Genomic DNA, 17212 nt, shown 5'->3' on the forward strand with positions numbered 1-17212 from the left:
TTCAAAAACGATCTTCTGAAGACACGAGCAGCTCCTAGCATTCCCTCCTCACATAAAAACGGGGCATTACACACAAAAATCGAATGATCGTGGACAGATTCAGGTGAACGCACCGTCTCACTCACCCCCATCGCTTAATCACTACAAATCCTAGCAATTCGCTAGACTCTCCATCCATGCAGCCAATAGATTAGCACAAACAAAAAATAATCCCTAGCTGAGAAGATGCTATCCGCTAGGAATCATAGGGCAATCATATATGAGACTGATGGATCAGAAATAATTCATTCTTTTGTTCACTATCTTCCTTCAAAGAATCGGAACAAACAAGCCACTGATTTTTTCTTTTGTTTTCGTCAAAAGGCTTCTGGCTTGCCATTCTTCTTTTTCTACTAATTTTGCACGAGCTAAGTCTTCCATAAATTGCTGATTTAACTCTGTGATTATGTTAGACGGTCCATAGATGAACATAGATAACTCATGGTTAAGGTAAAAACTACGAATATCAAAATTTGTTGACCCGATCGTTGCAGCAAACTCATCGACGATCATATATTTACAGTGAATAAAAGCAGTCTCATCATAGGTGTAGACTTCGACGCCGGCAGATAATAAATCATCAATAAACGAATTCGTGCCATGAAAAGAAATTCCTCGATCCCCTTTTCCCGGCACAATCAATTGCACGTTGATCCCACACCGTGCTGCTCTTCTAAGCGCACCTAAACTTTCTTCATCAGGAATAAAGTAAGGCATGGCGATCTTAATCGAATCCGTTGCCTTTCCAATGAGATCATTAAAGGAATCCTTAATGATTCGCTCGCTATCATAGGGTCCGCCGTAGATTACCTGAACGATTTCCGAACCGCTTTGAACGTCGGTCTTCAACGGAAAATACGTAGCTGTCTGTGTCAAAAAATGAGTGACCGTTTCTTCCGTCTCATCAAGAAAGAGCCAATCATAAATAAAACACTCTTGAACTTCTAGAACAGCAGGTCCTTCTATCCGGATGTTTGTGTCTCGCCAATAAGAAAACTTACTGCCTCGCCCACTATATTCATTTCCAATATTCATGCCTCCTGTATGTGCAATCTCCCCATCAATAACGACCATTTTACGGTGATTGCGCCAGTTCGCTTTATTACTTAGCCAAGGCGAGTTCAACAAATCATACGTGCGCACCTCTACTCCATTCTTTCGCATCAATAATAACAATTGATTAGGAAAGGCGATCGACCCCACGCTATCATACATAAACCGAACTTCCACCCCTTGTTTGGCCTTTTCGACCAGAACATTTGTCAGCTCCTCCCCTGTTTCATCCCCTTTAACGATATAAAAAAACACATGCACATGATGCTTGGCTTTCTTGATATCTTCCAGCAAAGAAGCGAATGCCTCAGCGCCTTCGTTTAATACAGTCAGATGATTATTAGTTGTGGGATACTTGCCCGAAAGATGAAAAATCTCAGTGGAGAGATCATGTTTCCCATGAATGACCTCTGAATGTTCTTGCAAAATAGCCGAAACCGTTCGCTGCACTTCCCGTTCATTTTGTATCTGCTGTTTGGGCAACTTCCTTAATCGAGGTTCACGACCAATTAAATAATACAACATGACTCCTACAATCGGTAAAAACAATAAAGCTAAGATCCAAGCAATCTTCGAAGTTCCATCCCTTTGATCAAAAACCACTAAGTAGCCACAAAGAAGAATCGCCAAAATTTCAATGGCCTGCCAAGCATAAATCATCTGATTTAAAAAGAGAATTAATCCAACCGTCACAAGTATCAGTAAAAGCGTTAAAATTTTGTATTGCTGTAATTTGTTTTTGATCATCCTTCACTCCATCCAAATATGCGCTTATTAATAAACGCTAAAGTAAAAAGCCTCACTATATACTATGATTATATACGTTCTCGTTACGCAAATGTAACTCATTTCATCCCCTACTACTCATTTTTTACCTATTATTTATTAAGAAGAGACGATTTGCAGAAACGAAACGGTAAATGACAAGCGCCTATTCAAATCGGTGCACCAATTAAAACAAACCCTGTAAGCATCCCTCGACTTGTTGCAACAGCAATTTTCCTTACGCAATCGCCAAATTTGAATAAATCCCATCTTTCCTTTACTATGAACGAAATCCGATCGTTTTTTTAGCACGGTTATACTATCAAGGAGGTTGTTATGGCAATTCATGTGATGTGGTTTAGAAAGGATCTGCGCTTAGAGGACAATACGGCGCTTACTGAGGCGCTTTTGTCTCTTCAAGCAAACGACCAATTGTTGTGTGTGTTTCATCTCAATGAAAAGCAGTTTCTCCCCGATGCACCAAGCCATGATTACTTTTTTAGCGCGGTTGCTCACTTTATCGAGGCTGCCAAAAAGCAAAATCTGACGATCCACCTCTTGACGGGAACGTTGACAGAAGCCTTTGATCAGTTGTTCGCTCACTATCCAGAATGGAGCCAACTGTACTTCAACTTTGATAACCGTGGATTTGGTCGTAAACGCGACCTCTATATAAAAGAATTGGTCGAGAAAAAAGGCGTCACTGTCCATTTCTTTGAAGAACATCATCTGCACCAACCAACGGAAGTCACCAAAGAGGACGGGACGTATTACAAAAAATTTACGCCCTATTATAAGAAATGGATCCAGCTGCCCAAACCGGTGTATCAAAAGCAGGCCCTTGATTTTGAAAAAGCCGTTGATTTTGATGATGCATCTCACTTTAAAGCGGGGACAGCGTTGCTTGCTAAGCTACTAAAAAATAGAAAGATCGATTTTTCAACGATCGTTGGGGAAGACTATGCGCATAAACAATTGCAGGCCTTTGTGCAAAAGCGTTTGGCCGCCTATGAAAAAGACCGTGATCTCCCTTCGATCAAAGGAACCAGCCGCCTGTCCCCTTTCTTGTCTTTTGGACAACTCTCTATTCGGAAGGTTTGGGCCGCTTGCCAAGGAATGCCACCCAGCACTGGCAAAGCGACCTTTTTAAAAGAACTGGCTTGGCGAGATTTTTATCATATGATCTACTTCACTCATCCGGAGCAAAAAAACTATGAACTCATTGAGAAATATCGAAACATGGATTGGCAAAAGGATGAAGAGGCGTTTAACAAATGGCAAGCAGGACAAACCGGCTATCCGATTATTGATGCCGCGATGCGGCAGCTGAATCAAACCGGTTGGATGCATAACCGTCTACGGATGATCGTCGCTTCCTTTCTAACCAAAGATTTATTGATCGACTGGCGGCAAGGAGAAGCCTATTTTGCTCGACAATTGATCGACTACGACGCTGCCAGCAATATCGGCGGCTGGCAGTGGGCAGCTTCGACTGGCACCGATGCGGTTCCTTACTTTCGAATTTTCAACCCCATCACTCAGGGGAAAAAATTCGACAAAGAGGGGACGTTTATCAAACAATTTGTTCCCGAACTCGCCCAGTTGCCGCTAAAATTCATCCACGAACCTTACCTGATGACTGACGAAGAACAAGCCGACCTAAAGGTAGTTTTAGGCACCGACTATCCGTTGCCTATAGTCGACCATAACGAAGCCAGGAAAAGAGCCCTCGATTTGTATAGTAAAATCGAGCCGTAAGCAGCTGTCATGGCCTGCGCTCAAACATTTTCAGTAGAAAAAAACCAGCAAAGACGCTCCGTAAGAGCTCGTCTTTGCTGGTTTTTTATTAAACTGATGCGCCGTTTTTCATCTTTCTATAGTGAAAAAAACAACGACACGTCTTATCAAATAGTCTGCTGGTGAGCATACAAAAAAGAAACATTTTCCATGCTGTGTTTTTTTATTAAGGTCTTTTCGCCTGATTCCGCACTTATTTCTAGTCACTCTAAGCAACAATCCCCTGACGATTTATAGATAGAACCCTTTATTAGCGGCGTTCCCCACTTTTCCACGACTGGCTAGTAACATTTCTCCTTGCAAAACTGTTCGTCTGTTGAAAGGTCATCTATAGAACCATTCTGTTATAATATATCCATATTTGAGGATAAGGATGGTTTATATGAAAAAAATAATCGGATTCGTCTTAGTCGTACTTTTAGGGTTTGCCGGATACAAAGGCTATGAATATTATCAATCCACCTACTCAGGACAAACAGCTTACGCGTATGTCCCATCTGAGATTCTCCCTAAGGTAGAACATGAAAGTAAAAGCGGCATCGGCGACCAGTCGCCTTGGTATTCTTACGATTACACGTTAAACTTTGTAAAAGAAGATGGTAGCACACAAACACTCGAGGTTTCATTATCAGAAGATAACGCAAAACCCTTAACCCCAAATTCTTATGTAAAAGCGGTGATCAGTGAAAAGCGCACAATAAAAGGCCCGAATAGCGTTGAAAAAGATGCAATTCCCAAAAAGGTTCTAGAAAAATTAGAAAATCAGAACTAACGATTGCAGACTCACATCATTATGTGGGTCTTTTTTTTACATCCTTCCAAAACCAGCATTTTGAATCCCTTCTGTTATTTTCACGCTTGATGTCTTCTGCTCTGTTGCGATAAGTTATACAAGGATACTGGACACATTATCTAGCAGAAAGCTGCTTGACTGATCCCTGTTTTCATTCCGTCATCAATGATAAGAGCAATTCAAGCGCCTTTTCCTTTCCCTACTTCGCAGATAATTGAAAAAGCAGCGAATCACCTATCCGTTGACTCGCTGCTTTTTAACTAACAAGTGATGGCTCACACCACAAAAGAATGATACTTAGAATAAGCAATTTGATCGACGATCGCAGAAACCTGATTGACGTCTAAATCGGCACCAATGGCGGTCACTTGATAAAATTGGTCATAATTGTTCCCTAATTGGGGGAGATTGGCATTGGAAATCAACAAGTCAAACGTCTCGTCCGGAGTATAGGGTAAAACAACAACATTTTGCTTGCCTTTTAGTTCATTTTTTAACAAGTAAATCGAAGCATCCGCCAAAAGACTAGAGCACATATTTAAGACCCCGATCCGTACCCGATATTCTTCTTTAGGCGATAACATATAAATTAAAAAGACTAGGCGTTTCTTGAGATAGTTGAGTTTCGTGGGCGTAAACAAGTTGGTCGGTGCAATAATGTGTTCCAGAATGTCTGAGATCACTTGATCCCGCAAGGAATTGTGAAACATTTTGTGGTAATAATTTAGCGTGACTCGATCGATGGAATAATTCACTCCATGAAAGTAATAAACTTGTGCGATTAAGGAAAAGACATTGGCTTTGATATCGATCGTCGTATGCGAGGCATCAAGACGATAAATGGACTGGATTGCTGCCATGACTTCATCGGTGATCTCAAAGACGGGATTTTTATTGGTGTACAATCCTAAGCGAAGTTCCTCGTAAGGAATCCCGCCCACCGTAATGAGGAAGAGACAGATAAAGAATGGCACGATCTTCGCTTCATCTACTGAGCAGATACATTTTTTAGAAGCATAGATCTGTCGAATAAAGTGACAGAGGGGCATCTCTTGGCAGCGCTCGATTTTGGTTTGTTCTTCTGGACTTAAACTTCCCAAGGTCGTGTGAGACGTGACTTTTTTCATAATCACATACAACCAGATCTTCAGCTGCTTTTGTTGGGCAATCGATAAGGTTATTTTTTTCGCTAACTCCGCAACCAGGTCATCGATCAAAACAGAATCGATCGTTGTCGCACCCATTTTGAAAAAATTATAGTAAAAATAAATGCGTTGTGTCATCGTTCCAACTAGTTTTTTGTTTCTGATCTTTAATTCAAAATGCTGCAACAACTGATTGCACTCAGCAATCAATCGATTGAGGGTCCCCACACTTATGTTTAATTCATCAGCCAAGACGAAGGCATCATAGCCTGCATGTTGAAACAAATAATGGATGATTTGATATTTAGCAGATTTTTTCAATAGCGTGTCGGTCAAATCATCCAGTGAGACACTATCGGTTACTTGCAGTTCCAACGTATAACGATTGATGATAAATGAGACCTTCTCATTTTTTAGTTGCCGTTGAAGGCTCTCTGATAATTTCGTCAAGGTCGGCATCGTAATATCTAATTCCCGACACGCATCACTTTTTTTGATATGACCGGTCGATAAATACAAAAATTTGAGCAAGATATACTCTAATTTTAAGTCCTTATCCAGTAAGTCTTCTTTATACATGACTGTTTTTCCTCCAGTGTAAATCTATATTCATTCAGAATAGTTACAACCAATTTACAGAAAAAGATAGCAGTACGTTACTTATGAAACAAACAAGCGCAGTAAAAACAGGCCCTTTCTACACATATTTTTCCTTCACTTACTCCCCAACAAACCATGACTGACAAACAAAAACCCTCGATGCAAGACGAATTTCCCTAAGAATTCCCTCACGACAACGTTCTAAGGTTTCCTTTTCGTTTATGTAAAACGTTCTTCTCTAAAAAAATATATTTAGACCATAATAATTAATACTATCACAAGTCAGAAATGTCAATAAATGAAATTATCAAGCACTGTTTTTTTACTTTCTCTTAAAAAACGACACTATCAAGTGCTTACCCGTTCTTACAAACAAAAAAATCAAAGGCAGTCGATGCAACCGCCTTTGATTTTTCTATAAACCAAGGTTCATTCAGTCTTGCAAAAAACGTTTCATAAAGGGACTTTTTATTCATTGAAAAAAGCAATGAAAGGGTTTCTAGCGATACCGTTTCTTAATGTGAAAAGCCATAGGTTTGATCGGATGAAACATGACGGCTTGGTCGCTTGTTCAAGCGCTCGATTCCTTCTTTCATGTCTTGCACCAGATCCATTGCCATTTGCATACTTAAATCTGCCCGGCAGACAAAGCGTTGGATATTGATATGTGATAGATTATCAGGTAATGGATAGGTAGGGACTTGCCAGCCTTTCATCGCAAATTCATCCGTCAAATCATACAGATTCCAAGAAATATCGGCATCTTCTTTTAATTTGTAGCAGACGATCGGCAACCGTGAACCATCATTATAAATATCGAAGTAACCCATGTTTTCAATCTCTTTTGCTAAATATTGGGCAACATCGCTGGTCTTTTTGTGGATCAAGCGGTAGCCTTCAAACCCATTGCGGATAAAGGTGTAATATTGTCCGATGATTTGGCTGGCGCTTCTTGAAAAGTTGATGGCCATCGTTGGCATTTCACCGCCAAGATAACTTACTTTAAAGACCAACTCTTCTGGTAAGAAATCTTTTTCTTTCCAAAGCACCCAACCGATACCAGGGTAGACTAACCCATATTTATGTCCAGACGTACTGATGGAACGAACGTTTTTCAAACGGAAATCCCATTCAAGTTCTGGTTCCATAAATGGCGTGTACAATCCCCCACTAGCCGCATCCACGTGGATGTAGACTTTGTAGTCGGTGTGTTTGTTGTATTCCTCTAATTTCTTGTCTAGTGCTTTGATATCATCGTATCGTCCAGTGTAAGTGATTCCTAAAATACCAACGACCCCGATCGTATATTCATCTAAATAGTCCGTGACCTTTTCAACATTAATGCTGCCATGTTCTTCATCGATAGGGATCGTTCGCATTTCAATGTCCCAGTAGACACAGAATTTTTCCCAAACGACTTGATAGGCAGAAGAAATCACTAAGTTTGGTTTTTGTTTATTGATATCTAAGCCAAGTTTTTTTGCCCGATTGCGCCAAGCAAATTTTAAGGCCAATCCACCTAACATACACGCTTCACTTGAGCCTACCGTTGATGTACCGATAAAATCGGACGCTTCTGGGGCATGCCATAAATCAGCGATCATATTGACACAGCGGTTTTCAATTTCTGCTGTCCGTGGGTACTCGGTTTTATCGATGGCGTTTTTATCAAGGGTTTCACTCATAATTTTGACTGCTTCTGGTTCCATGTAGGTTTGACAGAACGTCGCCAAATTTTGTCTTGAGACCCCTTCATCGATCAATTGATCTTTGACTAATTCATAGGCATCCCGCGGTACCAAGGACTCTTTTGGTAATTTGTACATAGGGATCGCTTGATCCATTGCCTCATTCCCATAGATAGGCTCCAAATATTGGGCTTCTTTTCGATTTTTTTTACTAAATAACATGCAGCTCTCCTCCTCATAGGTTGTGCTTTTTATTTTTTATCGCTTGCTTTTTCACCTACATATTTATAGATGACAAACGGTATCACGACAATAATCAGCCAACTGATGATCAAGATGGCTAAATAGGTTCCGCCCTTTCCGGTGCCGATATCGCTCGGTGGAAAGAAGGAAATAAAGAAAGAAAAAATAGAAACAAGCAAACCAACCATCGCAACACCAATTTTCACATTTTTCCCACCAGGAATATGATACGTTCTTGTTAAGTCGTCTTTTTCTTTGACTAATTTAATATAGGAAAGAAACAAGAGGACATAAGCCACCAGATAGATGCAGACCGTCAACGCCATCGCAACGAAGAAGGATAGATTGGCGCCTCCACCGCCTAATGTCAAGACAACCGCCCAAATGGAAACAATGATGCCTTGTACCAAAACGATATTGATTGGGACATTGTGTTGATTGACTTTGGCCATTTGTTTTGGCAGCAAGCCATTTTCAGCTGCTTCAAGCATCGCAGTCGATGGGCCGACCACCCAAGCAGCAATTTCTGCAATGACACCTAAACAGATGACCACGGCAATCAAACGAACCAGCCATTCTCCGCCGCCAAAATGATGGATCAAATAAGAATAGGCTTGAATCACGCCAGTATCAAGAGACAATTGATTTTGGGGAATCGTGGCAGCCACCGTTGCCCCACCTAACGTATCCAAAAGAATCGTTGCTACAACTAAAATCAAAATAGCTTTCGGGTAATTCTTTCCAGGATTGTCCATATCTTTTACGTGACTGGCAGAAGATTCAACCCCTGCATAGGCTAAAATAAAGGAAACAAAAACGACCAGCGTATTGATTTTCGTGAAATCAGGAATCCAAGCGCCTGATCCAAAAGAAACTTTGACGGGATTCCCTTGAGCAATGTAGACAATTCCTAAGATAAAAAGAATGATCCCTGTTGCGACGATCCCCACAAAGAACCCTACTTTGGCAATCTTCGCAGTATTTTTTGTTCCGCCAAATTGCGAGATCGTGATCAGCCAAAAGATCACTAAAGTGGCAATCAGCTTCAGCCAAACATTCGTATTAAGAGCCGGCCAATTTAGGGCATAGGAAAGCGCCCCGACAATAAAGTAAATCATCGTAATAAAGCCTACCGTGATTTGGAACCATTGGAAGAAAATGGCAGCAAAGCCCCATTTTCTCCCTAATGTTTTTGAGACCCAGGTATAGAGTCCCCCTTTTTCCCATCCCTTTACAGTAGCCATCTCCGCAGAGCAAAGGGCTACAGGGATAAACCAGAGGAAACCGCCGACGAGTAAATAAAAAACTAAATTCATCTTCGATGTCGCAAAGGTTGGATACTCATATACCGTCATCACCATTGAAGCAGTTATTGCAAAAAAACTCAACAATGATAGTTTTTTCTTGCTAGTATCCATTTTTTTTACCTCCTATCGTTAGATACTATTTTTCAGCAGCGGAAGATAGATCAATATGGTACGTATGTGTCAAATCTCCATCTGCTTTAAATTCGATTTCGACCGCTTTGATCGCTGGCAAACTTTGTTCTTGCGCCACTTTAAAATGAATAAAGCCATCTTTATGTTTGTCATGGGTCAAAATCTCATCATCTAAGTAGTCCACAAACACTTCCGCTTCTACTTTTTTGCCATCATTCAACACCAAATAGGCTTTGTCAGGTTTGATTTTTTTGTCTTTCGAATCTTCATTAAACAATTGATATTTCAGTGAGAGCAATGTTTTGTATTCTTTGTCTTTGTCTTTGAATTCTTCTACATTCACGATTTTTACATGATTCACTAAAAAGCGAATGTGATCCCAACCAGCATTTTCATAATTCGTTTCATACCAAACGACGTCTTTGATTTTCGGATCGATTCCCTTAGTTACGATTTCTTCAAAATACCCGTCATCACTCAATTTTTCACTTCCCACAACTACTTCATCTGACGAATCGCTGATCAACGTTTCCGTTCCAGACCCAGAGACCACTTCCCCTGATTCTTCCACTGTTGAGCATGCACCTAGAGTAAACAAAACGCCTACACCTAAAACGAAACCTGCAACTAATGATGTTTTCTTCATTGTAAATCCTGTCCTTTCTTTTATTATTTTTATTCCATCTCAGGTATACCATTTAACCCAAAAAAGCGAATACCTAATTTTTTATTTTAAAAACAAAAAAACGCGAAAAATAATTCGCGTTTCGGTGCTATCATGAAGTGCAGATAAGAACAATGACCATTGAAAAGAAAGGACTGAGTTTTTTTGAGAGCGCTTGTGGTCGTCCTAACTGCCGTTTTGTTAAGTATCAGCCCTCTTTCAGCTGACTTTTATCTGGAAAAGACGGACAGACATACTTCTAACGCAATGTTTTCTCGGATAGAAGTTGCCCAAAATGAGTGGGCGACTACTGGATCAAAAAGATTTGTTGGAACGCTGATGCTTCCTGATGCAAAAGGCAGCCTGTTGACAGCTGACGGGCATTTTATGAGAAGACCTTCCAAGCTTGCGACGAATAGACGCGTAGCAATAGCAGCTTGTAGGGTTCAAAAAACACCCAAAATCGCACGGGGCAGTCATCTGTCTCAGCGCTGTAGCTCTTTAGCCCCTACGACTTTGCGGTTAGAAAAAGCGTGTCAGGCACGGCAATCAAACGTCCTTAGCTCTCATCCGAGTATCTGGTGTCGTACATGACGCCTTCATCCACAGGGTTTCCGCAGTGATGGCACATAGGTAAGTCAAAAACAAATGATCCTCAAAACGTTTATCCTCCGGCGTATCCTAGACAAATCTACTTCCCCATCCTGAACAAAAAAATAGCCACTACCTACTTTCCACTTACTTGTGCCATCCTCTGCTTGATAAAATGATCAAAATTTTTTGATTGAAAAGAAAAAATTGCCTATTCTGTTTTGATCATTTTTTTAGTGATCGATCATTACTTAGCTAGCTAAGCCCCCCAAACCTCAAGCAGCCCCCGAAAACAGTTTCGGAGGCTGCTTGGGGTGAGCTTTGCTCACTATTTAGTTTTCTTATAAAAATTTTAATATGAGAAATCATTTATTACAATATGAATGAGAAAATTGAGTTACGCTTTCTATTTTCATAAGTAAGTATAGATTCTATTCACAATGTAACATAGTAACCTTATTTAACTAAGCTATTTTTTTAAGAAGACCTTATCAATCTTCTGAAGCAAAAATATTCCACCAGATTATATTAGTCTTGCCGAAGCCATTTTTATATGCTCTTCAATATTGTACTTATAGCTAACGCACTTCGACTCACCTGTATTCATTCGAATTAACGGACAGCCTCCTAAACACAAAGGTTGAACTTTACAACTTGAACATTTCGCTTTCGAAAAAAATTTGTACTCTGTAAATGTTTTATGCACACTGTTCAATTGTATTCCTGTATAGATATCTCCAACTCGTCCAATCGTTTTACCAATATGAACCCAGCATTTATATAAAAATCCATTAGGGTCGATTACATAGTCATCTCGATTGATAGCTTCGCAGAACCCAATCGTTGTCCGTGGTATGGCAACAATATTTATCCCTCTTTCCAAAAGACTTTTATAAACCATTATTTCTTCTTTCGAAAACTCTTGGGATGTATAACATGTGGGTGTTTTGTAGGTATCAAAATCCTCTACCGGCGCAAGATAAAAGCCAACTTTCTTAAGTAAATTAAAATTATCCAGCGAGTTCATCAAACGAATAACATCTTCATGATTATTCTCCCTATCTATATTTACTCTTACAGTTACTGGAATATATTTTAGAGTTTTAACTATATTCTGTAATATTCTTGCAAATGTCCCTTTCCCATTTGTTAAACATCTTCTAGAATCATGATTTATCTGATCCCCATCCAGAGTAATTTGAGCATAATTAACGTGATAACTTTTTAAAAGTTGTGCAACTTTTTCTGTTAGCAAATAACCATTGGATACAATTTCTGCGTTGAAATTTTTATATTTTTTTTCGTTTTTCATTATTATTTCACTTATAACTTTAATAGAGTTCAATCCCATCAAAGGCTCTCCTCCATACCAAATTACTTTCAATGACTGATGGGGTAATACATTTTTAAGAATAAACTCAGCTGTTTTCTTAGCAGTTTCAGTAGTCATAGTATGTTGTCTAAACCCTTGCTCGTAACAATAAAAACAGGAAAAATTACAGTTCATCGTAGGGGCAATTGTGAAAGTTACTTGACTAGGATTATATCGTTTTTCATTTGCCACAGACACTAATCTTGCTTCTTCATCAATCTCATCGGAAACAATGATATTTTGATTTTCTAAATAAGAGAATAATTCTGTTTTCTCAAAGTTATCGTTATTAATAAAAGTCTGTAGATCATGGAACTCGCTTTGAGTTAGTAAAACGATAGCAGAGTATACCGAATTGTACAAAAGTATTTCATTATCCACTTCTTCAACAATCGTATATTGCGATAATTTCATAAAATCACTCCTAATTAAATTGGGTAAAAAATTTTCTGTTACCTAGATTTGTATGCTTTACAAAAGAACGTATGAATGTTTCTCTATCAATTGAATAGTTGGGGTTACATGAAGTATCACACTGTACCTTTCCTCGACACACTGCAATTAATTCACATGAATTACACTGATTGTTGCTTTTCGGAAGAACACTCTTTTGGTCATAAAGGCTATATTGAACATCTTCTGCAAAAGAAGATGATTCTGTAAAACTTTTTATTATTCTACGTTCATAAAAATTTGTTGCATTACATAACCCTATAGATCCATCAGAGAAAAACTTTACAGACCAAGGATTATACGCATCGCACTCAAAGCGATACGAAGAAAATGGAGAGACATTCACCAGGAAACCGTTTTCAATTAGGTGATCAATTGCAGTTGAAGATACCCACTTTAGATATTTTTCATAGGATAATGCATTGAAATAATTTTCATTAAACTCATAGTTATTAATGTAATAGCAATTGATATGGGCTTTGATATCACTTTGGCGGATCGTAACGAGAAAAGACTGAAACTCTTCTGTATTTTTATCAGATGTATTATAACCAATATGGATTTTAACACGTCCGCTCTTAGATGCTACCGCTAGATTTTCAAAAATCTTATCATACGTTCCGCTTCCACTCTTAAGAGATCTATTTCTATCATGATCTTTTCTAGATGTTAGTGTAGTATCGACAATTAAAGAATCAAAATGATTTATAAAATCTGGAGTGAGTAGATAGGCGTTTGTTCCTAAACCATAAGAAATTGAGAGTGATTTCTCTGACGCAATTTGATCAATCTTACTTTTAATTGCGAGAATTCTTTTTTTATAAAGAAGTGGCTCGCCCCCGAAAAAATAGATATATAGTCTCCGAACGCCTAGCTGAGCAATGTCTAAAATGTATTGCATTATATTATTTATCGTCTGATCAGTAATAACATTTTTAGAAAGGAAATCATTCTGGTAACAATAAGTACACGAAAAGTTGCAATCTTCTGTGATATTTATAGTGATAGTAACTAAGTCTCTCTTTAAATTGATTGTTTTCTGTTTATAACTTTCCAAATCACCGTGTATAAATCCATTTTCAAATAAATATTTTCGTTCACCTTCACTTATTTCGCTCGAAATCTCCGTTTTACTTTTCATTTTTTTTGAATCAATAGTAACTATTTCTTGCGTTAATGTATTGCAAAGAATAGTCTCGTTACCGTTCTCAATGATATCGACATACCGTGAAAAACGCATCACCTAACCCCCTTTTTCAATAATTATACATTTCACAAAATAATATTTCAATTTTTTTTTAATTTGTGATATAGTTTTTACATAGGAGGGAGAGAATGAAAAAAATATTAAAAAGAAACCAACCACTTTTCTTTTTGCATGTGATTTTATGCGCAATGGCAGCGCTCATTCAAGTTGGGGTTGCTTTGGTGTATAGACAAATCACCGAGGTTGCTATGTCAGGAGATGTAAAAAGACTTTTATTTATTGGTATATTCGCCTTCTTTTACATCTTATTGAACACGATGAGCGATTTTATTCCAAGAAGAAGTAAATCCGTCTTAGTTCAATCAATAATGAATCAACTGAGAGAGAGTCTCTCGCAGAAAATCGTTCGAATGAATCCGGTACTATTTCTTAAAAATGAGAAAAACGAGTATCTCTCAAAGTTGGCAAATGAAATGAAAGTCGTTGAATTAGAATTTTTAAAGCCCGGATTTGGACTGATTTTAAGCATTTTTACCTTTCTATTCTCTCTTTTATTCACACTAAAATTAAACACTTCTTTTTCATTGATTATGCTGCTCTTAGCTTTTAGTCCTTTGCTAGCCCCTTATTTCGCTAAGCGAATCCTTAGTGATCGTCGCAAGTCCGTTGTTCTGGAGCAAGATCGTACACTTAGTTTATTTGACCAACTTCTCTCAGGATACCTGACCTTACGTGTCGGCAAAGGTTTTCCAACATATACGAAAATTTTTACTAACAGTAGTGAACGATTAAAAAAGGAAAGTATCACTTTTGAAACCTTACAAGGACTGACTTATGCAATTTCTTTTGGACTTGGGGATCTTGCCTATTCAGGGACATGGATCGTTGGTGGTTTCTTTGTTGCTGCCAAAATAATCACCATTCCCGATCTTATTGCGATGACTACACTAATGAGTACGATTGCCGGTCCGTTAGAGTATTTCAGTACTTCAGTTACAGATATTTTAGCGAGCAAGAAGGTCGCGGACGATCTTATAGCTTTCATTGATGGTACCGATGATGATGAGCCCAATCGCTCACTTGAACTTGCAGAACCAATAAATACTTTATCGATTGAAAATCTGCATTTCCATCATGGAAATCGTTTGATTTTTAATGGTTTTACTCAAACATTTGAGCGTGGAAAAAAATATGCTATCACTGGCGCAAGCGGTAGCGGGAAGTCGACACTATTGAATATTTTAGCGGGAATTTACCCTATCGACGATCATCAAGTATTGGTTGACCAGCAAGAGATGAATCAGCTATCTAGAGACTCCCTTTATGAGAAAGTTGCACTTGTCCAACAAAAAACTGCTATCTTCCAGACGAGTATTGCTTACAACGTTTCTATTTTTAGTGAATACGAACTTGAAAAAATCGTTGATGTTTTAAAACGAAGTGGATTAGATGATCGCTTTGATAACAATGATTTAACCGATACGCAAGATAATACATGGATAAACTTTCTTTCTGGCGGCGAGCTTAGACGGCTTGAGATTGCTCGGGCAATCTTTAAAGATTCCGATGTTATTCTTTTTGACGAACCAACATCTGGTCTAGACAGTATAAACGAGATGATTATCAGTGACTTAATCTGCTCACTTACAGATAAAATAATCATTGTCGTTACTCACTCAACAAATCAGGAATTTCTAGGTTCATTTGATGAGCTAATTCAGTTAAATAAATCATGAATTTAGATGATATAGGCCTACCTTATGTCATCTGGAAATATAAAAGAAAGGAGAGGTATACAATGAAAGTAATCTCTGAAGCTTCAAAAGAACAAATCATCACCATGTGTGGAAGTAATCAGCATTCCCATCATCCACCAATCATCTTACCTGAAGAGACTGATACACCATTTTCAAATCAGAAAAAAGAAGAGATAAAAAAAGAAGAGAAAGCTAGTTAAGAGAAAATCATTTGATCCTTACTTTACTTATTAATAAGGATAATAGCAATCAAAGAAGGGGTCGTGACTAGCTATATATGTCTCGACTCCTTCTTACATATTTCCCGCAAACGCAAATAATTTTTAACAGCTACTTGTTATCAACTTTCTTCATATAAAGAATTGGATAAGGGTTTCCTTGTTCGTCTAACTCGCTTCTTTTGTATACCTCAAATCCCATATGCTCATAAAATCCTTTCGCCTGAGGATTCTGTTCATTTACTCCCAGTTCATTTACAGAATAGTTTTCCATCCCGTATGCCAAGAGTTTTCTTCCTAGTCCCTTGCCTCTTTGTTCATTTGCTATAAAAAGCATTTCAAGATTTCGATCCGAGATCCCCATGAAGCCAGCTGGCTCTCCATTTTCACTTTCTACGATAATCAAATGTGGCACATGATGCAATGCCTCTGGAATGTATTGCTTAATGGCTTGGATTTCGGTCTCTGACAAAAAGGTGTGCGTCGCCTTAACAGAACTCTCCCATACTTCAATTAATTGTTGCTCTAACTTTTGATTCATACTACTTACTTCTTTTATATTCATGGATAGTCACACTCTCATCAGCTTATTTTCGTTTTTCATAACAAGAATCGCTGTTTCATTGATCCAAGTTAAGAATTTTCAACATCATCATAACATGAGATGGATTTATTTAAAATCTATGGATAAAAACTGCCTCGCTCAAATAGATAACGAAACAATCAATTCTAAGAGAGTATGACTTGCTTTGAAACACACTAAGAAAGGAGCTTTCAATACTGATGATTTCTCAAATCATTCTGTTGAAATAAAAATGCTTGTAGCTTTTTCTTCCCGAATAGTCGCCATAACGAACAAAATATATTCTTTTCAATAAACGATTTTAAACCACTTGCCCTAGAGTCCACTTCAGGGTTTATGATTACTTATAGAAAAGATAAGGAGAACCAACGATGAATATAAAAAAAGCAGCGGAAATGTTTGATTTGAGCGTAGACACATTGCGCTATTATGAACGAGTCGGTGTGATTCCACCTGTCCAACGCAATGAGAGTGGCTATCGGGTGTACACAACAAATGATCTAAACTGGATCTATTTAGCAAAACATTTACGAAATGCAGGATTGTCGATCGAATCGCTAATTGAATTTGCTCAATTGGCACAAGTACGTGAAAGTCAAAACGTCGAAACAGCTCAGAAACAGATTTTAGCCGATCAACTCGAAGAATTAGAGAAAAAGTTAGCAGCAATGCAGGAAGTAAGAGACCTACTTATTTATAAGATAGAAACGTATGATGAGCATATCGCAAAATTTAAAGCAGGAAATATGACCCCTGATAAAGTGGAAAAATTATGGGAACGAAAAAAGTAACATCTTTCACTTGC

At 38.3% G+C, this 17212-nt stretch carries 13 protein-coding genes; 5 read left to right on the forward strand and 8 right to left on the reverse strand.

Features of this window, described 5'->3' with window-relative positions; translation table 11 throughout:
* Window positions 1-309: 309 nt before the first annotated feature.
* Complete coding sequence (gene cls / locus IGI94_RS15225; protein WP_301389521.1) at window positions 310-1839, reverse strand: cardiolipin synthase; 1530 nt, start codon at window positions 1837-1839, stop codon at window positions 310-312.
* Between the two features lie 354 nt (window positions 1840-2193).
* Here cls and IGI94_RS15230 point away from each other — a divergent pair, with 354 nt between their 5' ends.
* Window positions 2194-3615, forward strand: a complete 1422-nt coding sequence (locus IGI94_RS15230) for a cryptochrome/photolyase family protein (RefSeq protein ID WP_194188682.1) — start codon at window positions 2194-2196, stop codon at window positions 3613-3615.
* A gap of 421 nt (window positions 3616-4036) precedes the next feature.
* Window positions 4037-4426, forward strand: coding sequence for a YxeA family protein (locus IGI94_RS15235; RefSeq protein ID WP_035006924.1), 390 nt, complete (start codon window positions 4037-4039; stop codon window positions 4424-4426).
* A gap of 296 nt (window positions 4427-4722) precedes the next feature.
* Here the strand turns inward: IGI94_RS15235 and IGI94_RS15240 are convergent, their stop codons facing one another.
* The 6 genes from IGI94_RS15240 to IGI94_RS15265 all read right to left on the reverse strand — a co-directional run bounded on the left by IGI94_RS15240 (window position 4723) and on the right by IGI94_RS15265 (window position 13882).
* Window positions 4723-6171, reverse strand: coding sequence for a helix-turn-helix domain-containing protein (locus tag IGI94_RS15240; protein WP_008380272.1), 1449 nt, complete (start codon window positions 6169-6171; stop codon window positions 4723-4725).
* Between the two features lie 536 nt (window positions 6172-6707).
* Window positions 6708-8102, reverse strand: a complete 1395-nt coding sequence (locus tag IGI94_RS15245; RefSeq protein ID WP_005233215.1) for a glutamate decarboxylase — start codon at window positions 8100-8102, stop codon at window positions 6708-6710.
* Window positions 8103-8131: 29 nt separating this feature from the next.
* Window positions 8132-9541 carry an amino acid permease gene (locus IGI94_RS15250; protein ID WP_005230559.1) on the reverse strand — a complete coding sequence of 470 codons (1410 nt, stop codon included), beginning with the start codon at window positions 9539-9541 and terminating at the stop codon, window positions 8132-8134.
* Window positions 9542-9566: 25 nt separating this feature from the next.
* Window positions 9567-10208 (reverse strand): hypothetical protein, encoded by a 642-nt coding sequence (locus IGI94_RS15255; RefSeq protein WP_005230557.1) that lies wholly within the window; start codon window positions 10206-10208, stop codon window positions 9567-9569.
* Window positions 10209-11340: 1132 nt separating this feature from the next.
* Window positions 11341-12603: a radical SAM/SPASM domain-containing protein gene (locus IGI94_RS15260; protein WP_005233213.1), complete on the reverse strand. Its 1263-nt coding sequence runs from the start codon at window positions 12601-12603 to the stop codon at window positions 11341-11343.
* A gap of 10 nt (window positions 12604-12613) precedes the next feature.
* The gene (locus IGI94_RS15265; RefSeq protein ID WP_005230552.1) at window positions 12614-13882 is read right to left on the reverse strand and encodes a radical SAM protein; all 1269 of its coding nucleotides are present in this window, start codon (window positions 13880-13882) and stop codon (window positions 12614-12616) included.
* Between the two features lie 95 nt (window positions 13883-13977).
* On the opposite strand from IGI94_RS15265, the gene IGI94_RS15270 reads away from it, so the two are divergent.
* Both IGI94_RS15270 and IGI94_RS15275 read left to right on the forward strand, forming a co-directional pair.
* Window positions 13978-15585, forward strand: a complete 1608-nt coding sequence (locus IGI94_RS15270; RefSeq protein WP_005233211.1) for an ATP-binding cassette domain-containing protein — start codon at window positions 13978-13980, stop codon at window positions 15583-15585.
* Between the two features lie 62 nt (window positions 15586-15647).
* Entirely contained in the window at window positions 15648-15806 is a 159-nt protein-coding gene (locus tag IGI94_RS15275) for a hypothetical protein (RefSeq protein ID WP_008380281.1), read from the forward strand.
* A gap of 130 nt (window positions 15807-15936) precedes the next feature.
* On the opposite strand, the gene IGI94_RS15280 is transcribed toward IGI94_RS15275, so the two are convergent.
* Window positions 15937-16389 (reverse strand): GNAT family N-acetyltransferase, encoded by a 453-nt coding sequence (locus tag IGI94_RS15280; RefSeq protein WP_005230546.1) that lies wholly within the window; start codon window positions 16387-16389, stop codon window positions 15937-15939.
* A 389-nt stretch (window positions 16390-16778) separates the two neighbouring features.
* Here IGI94_RS15280 and IGI94_RS15285 point away from each other — a divergent pair, with 389 nt between their 5' ends.
* On the forward strand, window positions 16779-17198 hold the full coding sequence (locus tag IGI94_RS15285; protein ID WP_005233209.1) for a MerR family transcriptional regulator: 420 nt from the start codon (window positions 16779-16781) through the stop codon (window positions 17196-17198).
* The last annotated feature ends 14 nt before the right edge of the window (window positions 17199-17212 follow it).

The sequence above is a fragment of the Enterococcus sp. AZ149 genome (assembly GCF_051714285.1).
Taxonomy (GTDB): Bacteria; Bacillota; Bacilli; order Lactobacillales; family Enterococcaceae; genus Enterococcus_D; species Enterococcus_D entomosocium.